The organism is Pseudomonas sp. Eqa60, from assembly GCF_018326405.1.
Classification (GTDB): Bacteria; Pseudomonadota; Gammaproteobacteria; order Pseudomonadales; family Pseudomonadaceae; genus Aquipseudomonas; species Aquipseudomonas protegens.
In genome coordinates this window covers 316,800-334,689 of sequence record NZ_AP024342.1, presented here as the reverse complement: position 1 = coordinate 334,689, position 17,890 = coordinate 316,800, and the positions used below count along the sequence as shown (strand labels likewise).

The 17,890-nt window shown below is 63.6% G+C and carries 17 protein-coding genes; 12 read left to right on the top strand and 5 right to left on the bottom strand.

The window, feature by feature from the left end; all coding sequences use genetic code 11:
* Nucleotides 1–158 precede the first annotated feature (158 nt).
* Nucleotides 159–512, top strand: coding sequence for a DUF1493 family protein (locus tag KI242_RS01490; RefSeq protein WP_011058664.1), 354 nt, complete (start codon nt 159–161; stop codon nt 510–512).
* A 40-nt stretch (nt 513–552) separates the two neighbouring features.
* Nucleotides 553–1,407, top strand: a complete 855-nt coding sequence (locus KI242_RS01485; protein WP_169893100.1) for a DMT family transporter — start codon at nt 553–555, stop codon at nt 1,405–1,407.
* Nucleotides 1,408–1,522: 115 nt separating this feature from the next.
* On the opposite strand, the gene KI242_RS01480 is transcribed toward KI242_RS01485, so the two are convergent.
* Together KI242_RS01480 and hslO are read right to left on the bottom strand one after the other, a co-directional pair.
* Nucleotides 1,523–3,067, bottom strand: a complete 1,545-nt coding sequence (locus KI242_RS01480; RefSeq protein ID WP_011058662.1) for a phosphoenolpyruvate carboxykinase — start codon at nt 3,065–3,067, stop codon at nt 1,523–1,525.
* 179 nt (nt 3,068–3,246) lie between these two features.
* Complete coding sequence (gene hslO / locus KI242_RS01475; RefSeq protein WP_011058661.1) at nt 3,247–4,149, bottom strand: Hsp33 family molecular chaperone HslO; 903 nt, start codon at nt 4,147–4,149, stop codon at nt 3,247–3,249.
* Nucleotides 4,150–4,247: 98 nt separating this feature from the next.
* Here hslO and KI242_RS01470 point away from each other — a divergent pair, with 98 nt between their 5' ends.
* Nucleotides 4,248–5,060 (top strand): phosphatase PAP2 family protein, encoded by an 813-nt coding sequence (locus tag KI242_RS01470; RefSeq protein ID WP_011058660.1) that lies wholly within the window; start codon nt 4,248–4,250, stop codon nt 5,058–5,060.
* A 38-nt stretch (nt 5,061–5,098) separates the two neighbouring features.
* Here KI242_RS01470 and KI242_RS01465 read toward each other — a convergent pair whose 3' ends face one another.
* Nucleotides 5,099–5,503 carry a S4 domain-containing protein gene (locus KI242_RS01465; protein ID WP_011058659.1) on the bottom strand — a complete coding sequence of 135 codons (405 nt, stop codon included), beginning with the start codon at nt 5,501–5,503 and terminating at the stop codon, nt 5,099–5,101.
* Nucleotides 5,504–5,618: 115 nt separating this feature from the next.
* On the opposite strand from KI242_RS01465, the gene KI242_RS01460 reads away from it, so the two are divergent.
* Genes KI242_RS01460 through rimK form a run of 3 tightly spaced genes read left to right on the top strand, consistent with a single transcriptional unit; the run spans nt 5,619 to nt 7,799 of the window.
* Entirely contained in the window at nt 5,619–6,398 is a 780-nt protein-coding gene (locus KI242_RS01460) for an EAL domain-containing protein (protein ID WP_015633769.1), read from the top strand.
* A 16-nt stretch (nt 6,399–6,414) separates the two neighbouring features.
* A complete protein-coding gene (locus KI242_RS01455; protein ID WP_015633768.1) occupies nt 6,415–6,897 on the top strand; it encodes an ATP-dependent zinc protease in 483 nt (160 codons plus the stop codon).
* On the top strand, nt 6,894–7,799 hold the full coding sequence (gene rimK, locus KI242_RS01450; RefSeq protein ID WP_007931744.1) for a 30S ribosomal protein S6--L-glutamate ligase: 906 nt from the start codon (nt 6,894–6,896) through the stop codon (nt 7,797–7,799). Before KI242_RS01455 ends, rimK begins: the two co-directional genes overlap by 4 nt.
* Before the next feature lie 75 nt (nt 7,800–7,874).
* Here rimK and KI242_RS01445 read toward each other — a convergent pair whose 3' ends face one another.
* The gene (locus KI242_RS01445) at nt 7,875–9,188 is read right to left on the bottom strand and encodes an ATP-binding protein (RefSeq protein ID WP_011058657.1); all 1,314 of its coding nucleotides are present in this window, start codon (nt 9,186–9,188) and stop codon (nt 7,875–7,877) included.
* Nucleotides 9,189–9,293: 105 nt separating this feature from the next.
* Nucleotides 9,294–10,034: a two-component system response regulator OmpR gene (gene ompR, locus KI242_RS01440; protein WP_011058656.1), complete on the bottom strand. Its 741-nt coding sequence runs from the start codon at nt 10,032–10,034 to the stop codon at nt 9,294–9,296.
* Nucleotides 10,035–10,393: 359 nt separating this feature from the next.
* Between ompR and KI242_RS01435 the strand changes: the two genes are divergently transcribed.
* The 6 genes from KI242_RS01435 (at nt 10,394) to tauC (ending at nt 17,709) form a co-directional block, all read left to right on the top strand.
* Nucleotides 10,394–12,718: a Tex family protein gene (locus KI242_RS01435; RefSeq protein ID WP_011058655.1), complete on the top strand. Its 2,325-nt coding sequence runs from the start codon at nt 10,394–10,396 to the stop codon at nt 12,716–12,718.
* Nucleotides 12,718–13,101: a PaaI family thioesterase gene (locus KI242_RS01430; protein WP_011058654.1), complete on the top strand. Its 384-nt coding sequence runs from the start codon at nt 12,718–12,720 to the stop codon at nt 13,099–13,101. Before KI242_RS01435 ends, KI242_RS01430 begins: the two co-directional genes overlap by 1 nt.
* 215 nt (nt 13,102–13,316) lie before the next feature.
* Nucleotides 13,317–14,900 (top strand): glutamate--cysteine ligase, encoded by a 1,584-nt coding sequence (gshA, locus tag KI242_RS01425; protein ID WP_026020196.1) that lies wholly within the window; start codon nt 13,317–13,319, stop codon nt 14,898–14,900.
* Between the two features lie 173 nt (nt 14,901–15,073).
* Nucleotides 15,074–16,051 carry a taurine ABC transporter substrate-binding protein gene (gene tauA, locus KI242_RS01420; RefSeq protein ID WP_041115198.1) on the top strand — a complete coding sequence of 326 codons (978 nt, stop codon included), beginning with the start codon at nt 15,074–15,076 and terminating at the stop codon, nt 16,049–16,051.
* Nucleotides 16,052–16,078: 27 nt separating this feature from the next.
* On the top strand, nt 16,079–16,873 hold the full coding sequence (gene tauB / locus KI242_RS01415) for a taurine ABC transporter ATP-binding subunit (RefSeq protein WP_011058651.1): 795 nt from the start codon (nt 16,079–16,081) through the stop codon (nt 16,871–16,873).
* A complete protein-coding gene (gene tauC / locus KI242_RS01410; protein WP_053148493.1) occupies nt 16,870–17,709 on the top strand; it encodes a taurine ABC transporter permease TauC in 840 nt (279 codons plus the stop codon). The genes tauB and tauC overlap by 4 nt, the downstream gene beginning before the upstream one ends.
* Nucleotides 17,710–17,890 lie beyond the last annotated feature (181 nt).

Sequence of the window (17,890 nt, the reverse complement as noted above, 5' to 3'; positions counted from 1 at the left end):
TGCCCGCCAATGCTCGGCCTGGCGCCGTAAATACAGCGTAAAACGACAGTCTTGCCTACCCGGAGCAACGCCCCCCGTCCCGACCTCCGAGCACTTGCAAGCCAAACCCCTACTCGCCTTACACTGCAGCTCCTGGAAACCGCAAGTGAACCCCGACCATGCAACTGGCCCCCGGCTTTCCCGACGACGTCATCATGCGCCAGCTCATGCAACTGCTGCATGAGGAAATAGGCCTGCCCGAGCGCAAGACTCTTCGCCTGAACACCGCGATCAATCTCGACCTGGGTTGCGACGGCGCCGACGCCCGTCATTTACTCAACGCTCTGGAAGAACAGTTTGATATCGATTTTGTCGATTTCGACAGCTATCGCTACTTCCAGCCCGAAGGCTACGATGTGTCCCTCAAGCGTCGCGCCAAGGGTCGGGGAGACAAGCTCCCGCTGACCATCGGCATGCTGTACCGGGCGCTCAAGGAGCAACGCTGGGACACTCAGGAGCTGGAAGGCCTCTAAGGTTCACGGCAGTACATAAGGAAATGCCGTGGACGTACTGATGGGCTTGCTCGCCGCCCTGCTCTGGGGCGGCACCGATTTTCTCGTGGGGCTCAACGTGCGCGCCGTGGGCGTGAAACGTGCGGTGTTCTTCAGCCAGAGCCTGGGGTTCACCCTGATGAGCCTGCTGCTGGTGATCTTTCCCGCCTTCCTGCTCAAGGCCATGGCCGCGCCCCTGGAGGTCTGGCTGATGGGCGTGGTCGCCGCGGCCTTCACCGTCTCCGGCGCCCTGGCCCTGGGCAAGGCCTTCGCCCTGGGCAAAGCCTCCATCGTCGCCCCGTTGGTGACCTCCTACGGTGTGGTCACCACCTTGCTGTCCTGGGCCAGTGGCGAGCAGATCAGCCCGCTGCAGCTCATGTGCATCCTGTTGTGCGTGATCGGCGTGATCCTCTCCAGCCTGCACTCGGACTCCAAGCTGCCCCACAGCACCGCCGCCGGCCGCTCGATCTTCTTCGCCCTGCTCTCGGCCTTCCTCTATGGCACCAGCTTCTGGCTGCAGGGCCGCTACACCCTGCCGCAACTGGGGCCGATCAGCATGCTCTGGCTGAGTTACGCGGTGGGCAGCGGCGTGATGCTGCTGATGGTGCTCAAAGTTGCGGACGGGCTGAAGATTCCGCCACTGAAGAACTGCGGCCTGCTGGCCTCCACCAGCCTGATGAACCTGGGCGCCTTCTTCGCCTTTTCCTGGGGTGCCATGAGCGGCTCGGTGTCGGTGGTGACGGTGATCAGCACCCTGTCCGGCGGCATCGCTGCGGTGCTGGGCTATGTGTTCTTCAAGGAGCGGCTGACGGCGGTGCAGGTGACGGGGGTGGTGCTGGTGTTGCTGGGGGCGCTGGTGTTGCACTTGAAGACGTGAGGGTGTCTGGCTGGCCCAGGGGATGCCGCGCATCCCATCGCAGCCTGCGCCTGCGGCTACAGCGGCGCACAAAAAAGCCGCCCCGAGGGGCGGCTTTTTCATTGCAGGTCGAGGCTTACAGCTTTGGACCGGCTGCCTTGATCGCGTCGCTCACGTCGAACTTCTTGAAGTTCTCGATGAACAGGCCGGCCAGGGCCTTGGCGGCTTCGTCGTAGGCGGCTTTGTCAGCCCAGGTGTTGCGTGGGTTGAGCAGGCCGGTCTCGACGCCCGGTACGGCTTTGGGCACGTCCAGGTTGACGATGTCCAGGTGCTCGGTCTCGGCACCGATCAGCGCGCCGCTCTGGATCGCTGCAATCACGCCACGGGTGGTGGGGATGTTGAAGCGTTTGCCCACGCCGTAGCCACCGCCGGTCCAGCCGGTGTTGACCAGGTAGACCTTGGAGCCGAAACCGCGGATGCGCTTGATCAGCAGCTCGGCGTATTCACCCGCCGGACGCGGGAAGAACGGTGCGCCGAAGCAGGTGGAGAAGGTCGACTTGATGCCCGAGCCCGAACCCATTTCAGTCGAGCCCACCAGAGCGGTGTAGCCGGACAGGAAGTGGTAGGCGGCTTGTTCTTCGCTGAGGATCGACACCGGCGGCAGTACGCCGGTCAGGTCGCAGGTCAGGAAGATCACGGCGTTAGGCTCGCCACCGAGGTTCTTCGGTGCGCGTTTTTCGATCAGCTCGCGCGGGTAGGCGGCGCGGCTGTTCTGGGTCAGGCTGTCGTCGGCGTAGTCGGCTTTCTTGGTGACCGGGTCGATCACCACGTTTTCCAGAACGGCACCGTGCTGGATGGCTTTCCAGATCACCGGCTCGTTCTTTTCCGACAGGTCGATGCACTTGGCATAGCAACCGCCTTCGATGTTGAACACCACGCCCACGCCCCAACCGTGTTCGTCGTCACCGATCAGGTAACGGCTTTCGTCGGCGGACAGGGTGGTCTTGCCGGTGCCCGACAGACCGAAGAACAGGGTCACGTCGCCTTCTTCGCCCATGTTGGCGGCGCAGTGCATCGGCAGTACGTCGGCAGCCGGCAGCAGGAAGTTCTGCACGGAGAACAGGGCTTTCTTCATTTCACCGGCGTAGCGCATGCCGGCGATCAGCACTTTCTTGGCCGCGAAGTTGAGGATCACGGTGCCATCGGAGTTGGTGCCGTCGCGCTCTGGCTCGCAGACGAAGTTCGGCGCGTTGAGGATCTGCCACTCATCCTTGCCACCGGCGTTGTACTGCTCGGGGTTGATGAACAGGCAGCGGCCGAACAGGTTGTGCCAGGCGGTCTCGGTGGTCATTTTCACCGGCAGGTAGTGCGCCGGATCGGAACCTACATGCACATGGGAAACAAAACGCTCGCGCTCGCCCAGGTAGGCTTCAACGCGGTCCCACAGGGCGTCGAACTTGGCCGCCGGGAATTTGCGGTTGATCGGGCCCCAGGCGATAGCGTCCTGGGTGCTGGGCTCTTCTACGATGAAACGATCCACTGGCGAACGGCCGGTACGATGACCGGTGCGAACCACCAGAGCGCCGGTATCGGCAAGCTCGCCCTCACCGCGGTTCAGGGCTTCTTTGACCAGATCATCCACACTCAGATCGGTGTACACGGCGTTATTGGCTTGCGTCATGAGGTTCCCCGTCGGCCATTGGCCGAGTGCTCCAAACGTTTTGTAGTAGAAACTCGCGCACTACTACCGCGAAAAAAGTGCGCCGGATTATGCCAGAAAAGCCCCAAAATAGTAGGGCCCTCCCGTCAGCACGGCGTAATTCCGGCGTTTGCCAGGTGATTTACCTGCGCTGAATCGTTTTAGTGACGAGTATCTGACGGCGTGTCCACGCCCGCCCCCGCGAACAATTGCGCGATATCAGCGGCATCGAACAGGTAGCGTTCGTTGCAGAACTGGCAATCGATCTCGATGCTGCCGCCATGTTCGACCACCAGTTGCTGGGCATCTTCCAGACCCAGGCTGACCAGCGCATTGCCCGAGCGTTCCCGCGAGCAACTGCAGCGAAAACGCAGCGGCTGCACGTCGAACAGGCGCACGGCTTCTTCGTGGTACAGGCGGTGGAGCACGGTTTCGTTGTCCAGGCTCAGCAGCTCATCGGCGGTCAGGGTGCTGGCCAGGGCAGTGAGGTGCTGCCAGCTGGCGTCACGCTCTTCCTGATCACGCAGGCGGTCGGCGGGCAGTTGTTGCAGGAGCAGGCCACGGGCGCTGCGGCCGTCGGCATAGAGCCAGAAACGGGTGCCGGTCTGTTGCGACATGACGAAGTAGTTGGTGAAGCATTCCGCCAGGTTGGTGCCGTCCAGGTCGACGATGCCCTGGTAGCGCTGGCCATTGGTCGGGTCCACGGTCAGGGCCAGGACGCCGTTGGGCATCAGGTCGGCGAGGGTGGCATCAGGGGCGATCTGCTCCGCGTCGTAACGGGCCAGGCCACGGATCTCGCGCTCGCTGGAGCACTCGATCATCAGCAGCGGCACCGGGCCTTCGGAACGGGCCTGGAGAATCAGCAAGCCATCGAATTTCAGGGTGCCGACCAGCAACGATGCCGCCGCCATCAGTTCGCCAAGCAGCTGTGCAACCGGCTCGGGATAGGGGTGTTTGGCGAGGACTTCCGCGTAACTGCGCTCCAGCGCCACCAGCTCGCCGCGGGTGTCGCTCTCATCGAAGATGAAGCGTTGAGTGAAGTCGGTATCCGGCAAATCAGTCATAGGTCTGGGTATCTGAATGATGACAAAAAGGTGACAAGCACCGAAAATTGCGGCTTTGCACCATGAGGGTGCAGTTTTGCGGTGATTGGAGATATTTTATGAACAATCCGGGTTTGTTCCAAGCAAGGTGGAACCTCGGCAAGCTGGTTCTGTGCAATTTACTCCCTTTGGCCCTGCTGGGTTTCTGGTTGTGGCCCACCGGGCAGGCGCTCTGCACGGTCTTCGACGAATGGCTGTTCCACCACCTCAACGCCCCTCTGGCAAGCAACTCGACCTGGCTGCATATCTGGGCCGTGGCCAGCCTGCGGCCGTTCGATATCGTAGTGGGGCTGATCATGCTCGGCCTGCTGATTCGCGGTGACTGGGTGTTCAAGGCGGTGGACGTGCGCCGTGCCTTCTTCGGCTTTCTATCGATCCTGATTCTGATGGTGGTGATTCGCGCGCTGTTTTCCAAGCTGGTGGCCGTCATGAACTGGCAGCACAACAGCCCGTCCATGGTGCTGGAAGGCGCCGTGCACATGAGCGACTACTTCCCGGGCTGGGAAAAGACCTGGGAACTCAAGGACCGCTCCAGCCAGAGCTTCCCGGGCGACCACGCTTCGGTGCTGCTGATCTGGGGCCTGTTCATGGGGATCTTCAGCCGCAGCATCGGCCAGTTCCTGATCGTCTGGGGCCTGACCCTGCTGTTCATGATGCCGCGCCTGGTGGCAGGCGCCCACTGGGGCCAGGACGACTACATCGGCGGTGTGCTGCTGGCGGTGCTGGCCCTGGGCTGGGGCTACTACACCCCGTACGCGGCGCGGATGTCGAACTTCCTGCTGCGCCTGACCCACCCGCTGTTCAACCTGTTGAGCCGGATGCCCGTGCTCTCGCGCATGAGCGTGGTGCGCGCCAGCAGCCTGCTGCGCTAAGCAGCCCCGTAGGAGCCGGCTTACCGGCTCCTACGGTTTCATTCGTGGTTGCTGCCGTGGAACTTGAACAGGTCCCGGCGCTGTTTCTTGCTCGGTTTACCGTCGGTGCTCACTCCTAGGGCACCAGCCTTGCGCTGGGCCGCAGCGGCTTCGCGCTTGGCGATGCTGGCCTCGGTTTCCGCGTACAGAGCCTGCGCTTCAGGAGCGCCACGGCGGACGATGGACAGGGCCTGGACCACCACGGTGCGTTCGTCGAAGCCGGCGCGAATCTGGTATTCATCGCCTACCCGCGGCTCCTTGCCCGGTTTGCAGCGCTCGCCCCGGTGATGCACCTTGCCGCTTTCAATCGCTGTCTTGGCCAGGGCACGAGTCTTGTAGAAGCGCGCTGCCCACAGCCATTTATCCAGACGAACCTTGTCCTCTTCTTCCTGCTTGTGCGCCACTGGAATTCCCCTCGCTGAAAAATGTCGCAACTTTACCGCCTGCAAGCGGGCTCTCATAAACCCTGCCGCTCACCTAAAATAACCCAGGTTGCGCCCTGATACGCGAGGAGTCCCCGTGACTGACTTCCCCACTTCCCTGACCTCGCCCGGCAACCGTTGCGAAGGTTGCCAGCAAAGCCAGCCACTGGGCTTCGATTTTTCCTTCGCCTACCAGCCCATAGTCGATCTGCGGGACCGCTCGGTCTTCGCCCATGAAGCCCTGGTGCGCGGGGTCAATGGCGAAGGGGCGGGAACGGTGCTGGGCCAGGTCAATGACAGCAATCGCTACCGTTTCGACCAGCGCTGCCGGACCCAGGCAATCACCCTCGCCGCCCAGTTGGGGATGCAAAGCCACCTGTCGATCAACTTCATGCCCAACGCCGTGTACCGGCCGGAACTGTGCATCCGCAGCACCCTGGAGGCGGCCCGGGCCCAGCGTTTTCCCCTGGACCGGCTGATTTTCGAAACCCTGGAAAGCCAGCACGTAGATAACTATCGCCATTTGACCAATATTCTGCGTGAATACCGCGAATTCGGCTTCAAGACCGCCATCGACGACTTCGGCTCGGGGTACTCGGGGCTGAACCTGCTGGCGGATTTCCAACCCGACCTGATCAAGCTCGACATGGCGCTGGTGCGCGATGTGGACCAGGATCGCGTACGCCAGGCGATCATCCGCGCGATTGTCACAATGTGTGCGGAGTTGGGGGTTACAGTCATCGCCGAAGGTATTGAAAGCGCCGGTGAACGGGACTTTCTCAGCGACTGTGGAATTTATCTGATGCAGGGCTACTGGTTCGCCAAGCCTGCATTCAAAGCCCTGGCCGAGGTTCCGGCCGCGGCCTGGAACAGCTAATTGCGGATTTTCCTTATTGAAGACTTTTGACCATTTGACCGTTGTCGGTCTGCGCGAGTGGGTGGCGCTCCCGGATCTGGGCGTGGCCGGCCTGCGCGCCAAGATCGACACCGGGGCCAGCACCTCCAGCCTGCATGCCACCGAGATCGAGCCCTTCGAGCGCGAAGGTGAGCAGTGGGTGCGCTTCAATGCCCACCTGGGCAGTGTGGTGCAGTTGCGTCACCGGCGCTGCGAAGCACCGCTGGTGGCGATGAAAACCATTAAAAGCTCCAACGGCCAGGCCCAGGTGCGCTACGTGATCAGCACCACCCTGGCCCTGGGCGATCGGGTGTGGCGGGTGGAGTTCACCCTCGCCTGCCGCAAGGCCATGCGCTATCGCCTGCTGCTGGGTTCCAAGGCTCTGATCGACGGCCAACTGGTGGTCAATCCGGGCATCAAGTACGTACAAGACAAACCGGTGTTCCCGGTATCCACTACCTCTGCCACAGGTGTTGCATGAAGATCGCTGTGCTGTCGCGTAACCCGCGTCTGTATTCCACTCGTCGTCTGGTCGAGGCCGGCACCGAGCGTGGCCATGAAATGGTAGTGGTCGATACCCTGCGCGCCTACATGAACATCGCCAGTCACAAGCCGCAGATCCACTACCGCGGCAAGCCCCTGGAAGGCTTCGATGCGGTGATCCCGCGGATCGGTGCCTCGGTGACCTTCTATGGCTGCGCGGTGCTGCGCCAGTTCGAAATGATGGGGGTGTTCCCCCTCAACGAATCGGTGGCCATCGCCCGCTCCCGGGACAAGCTGCGCTCGCTGCAGTTGCTGTCGCGGCGTGGCATCGGCCTGCCGGTGACCGGCTTCGCCCATTCCCCGGACGACATTCCCGACCTGATCGAGATGGTCAACGGCGCGCCGTTGGTGATCAAGGTGCTGGAAGGCACCCAGGGCATCGGCGTGGTGCTGTGTGAAACCGCCACGGCGGCGGAATCGGTGATCGAGGCCTTCATGGGCCTGAAGCAGAACATCATGGTCCAGGAGTACATCAAGGAGGCCGGCGGCGCCGACATTCGCTGCTTCGTGGTGGGGGACAAGGTGATCGCGGCGATGAAACGCCAGGCCAAGCCGGGGGAGTTCCGCTCCAACCTGCATCGCGGCGGCAGCGCCAGCCTGATCAAGATCACTCCCGAAGAACGCATGACCGCGCTGCGGGCGGCCAAGGTCATGGGCCTGAGCGTGGCAGGGGTGGATATCCTGCGTTCCAATCACGGGCCGCTGGTGATGGAAGTCAATTCCTCGCCGGGCCTGGAAGGCATCGAGACCACCACCGGCAAGAACGTGGCGGGAATCATCATCGAGCACATCGAGAAGAACGGCGGGCCGAACATGACCCGGACCAAGGGCAAGGGCTAGGGATCGCGTGGCCGGCCTTGCGCTGGCAAGCCAGCTCCTACGGGCTATGTGCTGCCTGCAGGAGCGAAGCCCCGATCAATCCGCATCACGGGGCAGCAGCAAGCCCAGCGGCAGGCGTACTCGCGCTTCCAGGCCACCATCGGGGCGGTTGCGCAGTTCGACATTGCCACCGTGCATGGCGGCAATCCGCTTGACGATGGCCAGCCCCAGCCCGGTGCCCTTGCCGCCGCGGGCACGGTCGCCACGGGTGAAGGGGTTGAAGATCGCTTCCAGTTCCGAAGGATCGATCCCCGCGCCACGGTCCATCACGCTGAGCACCACATAGGGCGCATTGGTGTCACCGGACACATAGGCCGCCACTTCCACTTCCGTACCCGCATGATTCAGGGCGTTACCGATCAGGTTGTTGAGCAGGCGCTTCATCGACACCCGGCGCAACGGGAACGGCTGGATCGGCTCCAGGCGCAGGTGCACCCGTTCTTCGTTCTGGTTGTAGGGCGCCGCCACTTCCTGCACCAGATCGCCCAGGTCCACCTCTTCCACCGATTCGTCGCGCCCATCGCGAATGAAGGCCAGGAACTGGTCGAGAATGGCGTCCATGTCCTCGATATCCCGCACCATGTCGTCGGTCAGGTCAGTGTGATCGCCCATCAATTCCAGGGACAGGCGCAGCCGGGTCAGCGGCGTGCGCAGGTCGTGGGACACCCCGGCCAGCATCAACTCCCGCTCTCGCCCTGCCTGTTCCACGTCCTCGGCCATCTGGTTGAACGCGCGGTAGACCTCGGTCATCTCGCTGGGCGTATCGCTGATGGGCAGGCGCACGCTGCGTCCCTGGCCCAGTTGCCGGGCGGCATACACCAGGCGCTTGAGGGGCTGGTTGAGCTGGCTGACGAAAATCCAGGCCGAGGCGGTGGACAAGAGGCCAATGGCCAGGAACCAGCCCAACACGCTCCAGATCTTCTGCCCCCGCAGCGGGTGGGGGTACAGCGGCACCTTGAGCCAGCCGTCCCCCAGGCTCGGCGCCCGCACCCAGAGCGCCGGCGGCGCATGCATGCGCAGGCGCACTTCGGTGTCGGCGCCCAGTTCGGCCTGCATCTGCCGCTGGTAGATCTCGCTGTAGGGCCAATGCTGCTCGCCGGCCGGTACGCCGCTGCCCACCACCTTGATCAGGCCGGCAGCCTCGGCGATCTGGTCACGGTTGGATTCATCGGCGGCCCAGTAGGCGCGCAGGGTCAGGGCCACGCCGTGGCTGTACTGCCGGTCCACCAGCACGTCCTCGTTCATCAACAGATAAACCAGGGTCAATGCCTTGGAAAACAGCACCACGATCAGCACCAGCCACAGGGTGCGGGAGAAGAAACTCTGGGGGAACCACAGCGGGGTTTTCATAACAGCCACTACACACTTTGCAGGAGCGACTCGCGCTCGCACCGTTGCGGAATGCGAACGCCCGGGTCGTTACCGGCCCGGGCGTTGGCTCCTACAAATCAATGATCACTTGGTCGCGGTGCCATCCGGCACAAAGACATAACCCACGCCCCAGACGGTCTGGATGTAGCGCGGCTTGGAAGGATCGGGCTCGATCATCCGACGCAGGCGGGAGATCTGCACGTCAATGGAGCGCTCCAGGGCGTCCCATTCGCGACCACGGGCCAGGTTCATCAACTTGTCCCGGGTCAGCGGCTGGCGGGCGTTCATCACCAGCGCCTTGAGCACCGCGAATTCACCGGTGGTGAGCATGTGCACTTCATTGCCGCGCTTGAGCTCGCGGGTGGCCAGGGACAACTCGTAGTCGCCGAAGGTCACGCTTTCGTCTTCGCTGCCCGGCGCACCCGGCACCGGGGCAGACTGGCGACGCAATACGGCCTTGACCCGCGCCATCAGCTCGTCGGGATTGAACGGCTTGGCCAGGTAATCGTCGGCGCCCAGTTCCAGGCCCTTGATGCGGCTCAGCTCGTCGCCCTTGGCGGTGAGCATGATGATCGGAATCTGGTTGTTCGCGCTGCGCAGGCGGCGGCATGCGGTCAAGCCGTCTTCGCCGGGCAGCATCAGGTCGAGTACCACCAGGTTGAACACTTCGCGACCCAGCAGGCGGTCCATTTGCTCGGTGTTAGGTACTGCGCGGGCACGGTAGCCCTTGCTGACGAAGAAACGCTCCAGCAGGCTGCTCAGCCCCGGGTCGTCGTCAACAATAAGAATTTTTTCGCCTTCAGCAGTTTGTACAGTGCTGCTCATTGGATGCTCCTCTAATCTCGGTGCGCATTATGGCGTAGCTGCCGTTATACGCACCGAGTGCATTGTTAGCAGATTTTTCCTCTATCGCCAGCAAACCCGCTGTCGGCCTGAGGCTGGCGATCACCCCGCAACGGCTAACGCTGGGTATAATGCGCCGCCTTTTGTGTTGGGCAATATCTGATCAGTACGCCTGCGGCCGGTTTATTTTTTTACCCGGGCCGGCAGTATTTTTTCGATTTCACGGGTCAACAGGCAGCCTTTTGATCCAGGTGGCGGCGCGTGCCAGGCCGCTCAACCAGACTCGCCGGGCCTTATTTTCGTGCCCGCGGGCCTGCTTTCACAATTTGTCAGGTGGTTTTATGGACAGCATCAACAGCCGCATTGCCGAGGAACTCGGCGTACGCCCACAACAGGTCGAAGCGGCCGTCGCTCTATTGGATGAAGGCTCCACCGTGCCCTTCATCGCCCGCTACCGGAAAGAAGTCACCGGCAGCCTCGATGACACCCAGCTGCGTCATCTGGAAGAGCGCCTGCGCTACCTGCGAGAACTCGACGAACGGCGGATCAGCATCCTGGCCAGCATCGAAGAGCAAGGCAAGCTGACCCCGGAGCTGGCCCGCGACATCAAGCTGGCCGACACCAAGACCCGCCTCGAAGACCTTTACCTGCCTTATAAGCAGAAGCGCCGCACCAAGGGCCAGATCGCCCTGGAAGCCGGCCTCGGCGAACTGGCCGACGGCCTGTTCAACGACCCGAACCTGGCTCCGGAAACCGAAGCCGCACGCTTCGTCGACGCCGAAAAAGGCGTGGCCGACGTCAAGGCCGCCCTGGAAGGCGCCAAGTACATCCTGATGGAGCGCTTCGCCGAAGACGCCAGCCTGCTGGAAAAGCTGCGCAATTTCCTCAAGCAGGAAGCCACCATCAGCGCCCGCGTGATCGCCGGCAAGGAAGAGGAAGGCGCCAAGTTCCGCGACTACTTCGAACACGATGAACCACTCAAAAGCATGCCGTCGCACCGCGCCCTGGCAATTTTCCGTGGCCGCAACGAAGGCATTCTCAGCTCCGCGCTGAAAGTCGGTGACGAACTGCCGGGCACCATGCACCCGTGCGAAGGCATGATCGGCCAGCAATTCGGCATCCAGAACCAGAACCGCCCGGCCGACAAATGGCTCGGCGAAGTGGTGCGCTGGACCTGGAAGGTCAAGCTCTACACCCACCTGGAAACCGACCTGCTGGGCGAACTGCGCGATGGCGCGGAAACCGAGGCGATCAACGTCTTCGCCCACAACCTGCACGACCTGCTGCTGGCCGCTCCGGCCGGCCCGCGCGCCACCCTGGGCCTGGACCCGGGCCTGCGCACCGGCTGCAAGGTGGCGGTGGTGGATGCCACCGGCAAGCTGCTGGACCACGCCACCGTCTACCCCCATGTGCCGCACAACAAGTGGGACCAGACCCTAGGCATACTGGCTGCCCTGTGCGCCAAGCACTCGGTGGACCTGATCGCCATCGGCAACGGCACCGCCAGCCGGGAAACCGACAAGCTGGCGGCCGAGCTGATCAAGAAATACCCGGCCATGAAGATGACCAAGGTCATGGTCTCCGAAGCCGGTGCATCGGTGTACTCGGCCTCGGAGCTGGCGGCCAAGGAATTCCCGGACCTGGACGTATCGATCCGTGGCGCGGTGTCCATCGCCCGCCGCCTGCAGGATCCACTGGCCGAGCTGGTGAAGATCGACCCGAAATCCATCGGTGTCGGCCAGTACCAGCACGATGTCTCGCAACTGAAACTGGCCCGAGGCCTGGACGCGGTGGTGGAAGACTGCGTGAACGCCGTGGGCGTCGACGTCAACACCGCCTCCGTGGCCCTGCTGGCGCGGATCTCCGGCCTCAACGCGACCCTGGCGCAGAACATCGTCAGCCACCGCGACGAACACGGTGCCTTCAAGACCCGCGCCGCGCTGAAAAAAGTCGCCCGCCTGGGTGAAAAGACCTTCGAACAGGCCGCCGGCTTCCTGCGTGTGATGAACGGCGACAACCCGCTGGACGCTTCCGCAGTGCACCCGGAAGCCTACCCGCTGGTACAACGCATCGCTGCCGACACCGGCCGCGACATCCGCTCGCTGATCGGCGACAGCGGCTTCCTCAAGCGCCTGGACCCGAAAAAGTTCACCGACGAAACCTTCGGCCTGCCCACCGTCACCGACATCCTCCAGGAACTGGACAAGCCCGGCCGCGACCCGCGCCCCGAGTTCAAGACCGCCGAGTTCCAGGACGGTGTCGAAGACCTCAAGGACCTGCAACTGGGGATGATCCTCGAAGGCGTGGTGACCAACGTCACCAATTTCGGGGCCTTCGTCGACATCGGCGTGCACCAGGACGGCCTGGTGCACATTTCGGCGCTGTCGGAGAAGTTCATCAAGGACCCACGCGAAGCGGTGAAGGCCGGTGACGTGGTCAAAGTGAAGGTCATGGAAGTCGATATCCCGCGCAAACGCGTCGGCCTGTCGATGCGCATGGGCGACACCCCGGGCGAGAAGATCGACGGTGCCCGTGGCTCCCGCCCCGGCTCGGCGCCACGCTCCTCCCAGGGCAATGCACCGCGCAAGGAGAGCGCCGCGCCCGCCCCGAGCAACAACGCCATGGCCTCGCTGTTCGCCAACGCCAAGCAGTTGAAGAAACGCTGATGCAGATCCCTGCCGGCCTGACCGAAAGCGCCTTCAGCCAATTGCTCGGCTGCCGTCTGCAACGCCTGGAAACCGGCGAAGCGGACGTCGCCCTGGAGCTGACCCCGCAACTGCGCAATCGCGGGCAGAAGCTGCACGGCGGGGCGATCTTCAGCCTGGTGGACATTGCCATGGGGCTGGCCTGTTCCAGCACCCACGGCTTCGACCAGCAGAGCGCCACCATCGAGTGCAAGATCAACTACATCCGCGCCGTGGCCGAGGGCGAGGTGCTGTGCCGGGCCAAGGTGATCCACCCCGGCCGCCGCACCCTGGTGGTGGAAGCGGATGTGATCCAGGGCGACAAACTGGTCGCAAAAGCACAAGGCACCTTCGCGGTCCTATAGCTCCCTGTCATGTATTTGGGTTAATTTCGGCGCTGCAAAAGCGGCGTCGGAGTTTTCTGCCCGCGCTAAAGCCAGATTCAGGGATGAAGGATTGGCGTTTTCAGGCGAGTCGGCTTGACTCAAAAACCAGGCGAAAACGCCAGTTTTAACTTCACCCTTGTAGACCGTCCTGCCCACCCCCATATTGGGGCGACTGACGCGTGAAGGAATCCAACTTGAGCGAACTTCTCAACCGCCGCCTGGCTCTGCTCGGCGAGCGCGCTAACCTCTCTCTGCTCGAGCAGTGCCTGCACGGTATCGAACGTGAATGCCTGCGTGTCACCGGCGAAGGCCGCCTGGCACAGACCCCGCACCCGGAAGAACTGGGTTCCGCGCTGACCAACGAACAGATCACCACGGACTACTCCGAGTCGCTGCTGGAGTTCATCACCCCGGCCCTCAAGGACCCGGCGGACACCCTGGCCAGCCTCGACAAGATTCATCGCTTCGCCTACAGCAAGCTCGGCAACGAGTACCTGTGGAGTCCATCGATGCCGTGCCCGTTGCCGGCCGAGGAAGATATCCCCATCGCCTACTACGGCACCTCCAACATCGGTCAGCTCAAGTACGTGTACCGCAAGGGCCTGGCCCTGCGCTACGGCAAGACCATGCAGTGCATTGCCGGGATCCACTACAACTTTTCCCTGCCGGAACAGCTATGGCCGCTGCTCAAGCAGGCCGAGGGCTTTGTCGGCACCGACCGTGACTACCAGTCCTCGGCCTATATCGCGCTGATCCGCAATTTCCGTCGCTACAGCTGGCTGCTGATGTACCTGTTCGGTGCCTCGCCGGCCCTGGACGCGGGTTTCCTGCGCGGCCGCTCGCACCAGCTGGAACAGTTGGACGCCGAGACCCTGTACCTGCCCTACGCCACCAGCCTGCGCATGAGCGACCTGGGCTACCAGAGCAAGGCCCAGGCCGGCCTGACCCCTTGCTACAACGACCTGAACAGCTACACCGACAGCCTGCGCAAGGCCGTGGCCACGCCCTACGCGCCCTATGTGGAAGTCGGCACCCACAAGGATGGCGAATGGGTGCAACTGAACACCAACATCCTGCAGATCGAAAACGAGTACTACTCCAACATCCGCCCCAAGCGCGTGACCTACACCGGCGAGCGGCCGATCCAGGCGCTGATGGCCCGGGGTATCCAGTACGTCGAAGTACGCTGCCTGGACATCAACCCGTTCCTGCCACTGGGCATCGACATCCAGGAAGCCCGCTTCCTCGACGCCTTCCTGCTGTATTGCGCACTCAACGACAGCCCGCTGTTCGAGAACAACGAGTGCGGCAATGCCACCTCGAACTTCCTCGCCGTGGTCAAGGAAGGCCGGCGCCCGGGCCTGCAGCTGCAACGCCAGGGCCAGCCGGTGGAAATGAAGGAGTGGGCCGCCCAACTGCTGGAGCAGATCGCCCCTCTGGCCGCCCTGCTCGACCAGAGCCATGGCAGCGACGTGCACAGCAAGGCCCTGGACGCCCAATTGGCCAAGGTCAAGGATTCGTCCCTGACCCCTTCGGCCCAGGTGCTGGCGGCCATGAGCGAGCACAAGGAGAGCTTCACCCAGTTCTCCCTGCGCCAGAGCCAGGCCCATGCCGAGTACTTTCGCAGCCAGGCCCTGAGCAAGGAAGAGCAAGCCGCGTTCGAAGAAGCGGCGCGCAAATCCCTGGAACAGCAGACCGAGCTTGAACAGAACGAGGTGGGTGATTTCGACGTGTTCGTCGGTGCCTACCAGGCCAGCATCCTGGCCATCAGCAACTGACGCTTCGCCGGCCAGCCGGCTCCTACACCCCTCCCGTAGGAGCCGGCTTGCCGGCGAACAGCACGCTACATATTCCCCTCATAAGCTAATGCAAATAAGTTATTTATTTCTGCATTCTTAGATCATTTAGTCTCCTCCCACGCCGATCACCGGCCGCCTATGAGGAGCCTTCCATGAAACTGCATTTCCCCCTCCGCCTCCTGGCGGCCGCGTCCCTGGCCGCAGCGAGTTTCTTCGCCCAGGCGGCCGACGTCACCGTCGCCTACCAGACCACCGTCGACCCGGCCAAGGTCGCCCAAGCCGACGGCAGCTACGAAAAAGCCACCCAGGCCAAGATCAACTGGCGCAAATTCGACAACGGTGCCGACGTCATCGCCGCCATCGCTTCCGGCGATGTGCAGATCGGCTACCTGGGCTCCAGCCCGCTGACCGCCGCCATCACCCGCAAGGTGCCGGTGCAGACCTTCCTCATCGCCACCCAGATCGGCGCCGCCGAAGCCCTGGTGGCCCGGGACGGTTCCGGGATCAACAGCCCTCAGGATCTGGTCGGCAAGAAAGTCGCCGTGCCCTTCGTTTCCACCGGCCACTACAGCCTGCTGGCAGCCCTGAAGCACTGGAACATCGACCCCTCGAAAGTGCAGATCCTCAACCTCGCGCCACCGGCGATCATCGCCGCCTGGAAGCGCGGCGATGTCGACGCCACCTACGTCTGGGACCCGGCCCTGGGCGTGGCCAAGGAAAACGGCAAGGTGCTGATCACCTCCGGTGAACTGGCCAAGTTCGGCGCGCCGACCTTCGATGCCTGGATCGTGCGCAAGGATTTTGCCGAGAAGCACCCGGAAATCGTCACGGCCTTCGCCAAGGTGACCCTGGATGCCTATGCCCAGTACCGCAAGGACCCGCAAGCCTGGCTGGCCAATCAGGGCAACGTCGACAAGCTGGTGAAGCTCTCCGGGGCCAAGGCCAGCGATATTCCGCTGCTGCTGCAGGGCAACGTCTACCCGCTGGCCGCCGACCAGGTGGTCAGCCTCGGCGCGCCGACCACCAAGGCCATCACCGACACCGCCGCGTTCCTCAAGGAGCAGGGCAAGGTGGAAGCAGTGCTGCCGGACTACGCCCCCTACGTCAGCGCCAAGTTCATCCCTGAATAACCCGCGTCAGGACAGGAGATAGCCGTCATGGCCTTGCTACAACTGGAGCGCATCAGCGCACAGTACCCCGGCGCCGCCGAACCGGTGCTGGCGGATATTTCCCTGACCCTGGGGCCACAGCAACTGCTGGTCGCCCTGGGCCCTTCCGGCAGCGGCAAGACCTCGCTGCTGAACCTGATTGCCGGCTTCGTCGAACCCAGCGCCGGGCGCATCCAGCTCGATGGCGTACCGGTGCAGGGCCCCAGCGCCGAACGCGGCGTGGTGTTCCAGGACGATGCCCTGCTGCCCTGGCAGGACGTGCTGGGCAACGTCGCCTTCGGCCTGGAGCTGGCCGGCGTGGCCCGCGACAAGCGCGAAGCCCGGGCTCGGGAAATGCTTGCCCTGGTGGACCTGGCCGGCTTCGACAAGCGCCGCATCTGGCAGCTCTCCGGTGGCCAGAAGCAGCGTGTGGGCCTGGCCCGCGCCCTGGCGGCCGACCCGCGGGTGCTGCTGATGGACGAACCCTTCGGTGCCCTGGATGCCTTCACTCGCGAGCAGATGCAGGAGCTGCTGCTGCAAGTCTGGCGGCGCACTGCCAAGCCGGTGTTCCTGATTACCCACGACATCGAGGAAGCGGTGTTCCTGGCCACCGACCTGATTCTCCTGGCGCCCAACCCGGGGCAGATCGTCGAACGCCTGAACCTGGACTTCGGCCAGCGCTACGCCGCCGGCGAGTCGGCGCGGGCGATCAAGTCCGACCCGCGGTTCATCGAAACCCGCGAACACGTGCTGGCCCGGGTGTTCTCCCAGCGCAGCGCCACCCAGCAGCAGGAGCGGCCATGAGCAGCTACGAGATTCCCGCCACCGCCACCGGCGAGGCCAACCCCAAAGCGCCACAAATCGCGCGCCGCAGCCTGAGCACCCGCTGGATCAGCGTGCTGACCCTGGTGGTCCTGCTGGCCTTGTGGTGGGCCGTCACCGCCACCGGCCTGATCGAGCCGCTGTTCCTGCCGCCCCCTTCTGCGGTGCTGCAAAAGGGCTGGTTGCTGGCCACCAGCGGCTACATGGATTCCACCCTATGGCAGCACCTGGCGGCGAGCCTGCAACGCATCGGCCTGGCCCTGGGCTTTGCCGTGCTGACGGCGATTCCGGTGGGCATCGCCATCGGCGCCAACCGCATCGCCCGTGGCGTGCTCGACCCTTTGATCGAGTTCTACCGGCCGATTCCGCCCCTGGCCTACCTGCCGCTGATCGTCATCTGGTGCGGCATTGGCGAGCTGTCCAAGGTGCTGCTGATCTACCTTGCGATCTTCGCCCCGATCGCCATCGCCACCGCCACCGGCGTGCGCACCGTGGACCCGGCGAAGCTGCGCGCCGCCCAGTCCCTGGGGGCTACCCGGGCCCAGCTGATTCGCCATGTGATCCTGCCCAGCGCCTTGCCGGACATCCTCACCGGCGTGCGCATCGGCCTGGGCGTGGGCTGGTCGACCCTGGTGGCGGCAGAGCTGATTGCCGCCACCAGCGGCCTGGGTTTCATGGTGCAGTCCGCCGCGCAATTCCTGGTCACCGATGTGGTGGTGCTGGGGATCCTGGTGATTGCCCTGATCGCCTTCGCCATGGAAATGGGCCTGCGCGCCCTGCAGCGCAAGCTTGTGCCCTGGCATGGCCAGAGCCACTGACTGGCGCCTGCCTTGCGTCGATTGCCTCGGCTGTCTGTAGCCGCTGCCGAGCCCCCGCGAAGCTGTGACCGAGCGCACAGCGCTCGCAGCGATCGACCAGGACGACCGCGCTGCAAGGGTTTGCGTCTGCTGCGCAGCCGTTCGCAGCCTCGCCAAGGCTCGGCAGCGGCTACAAGAGCCG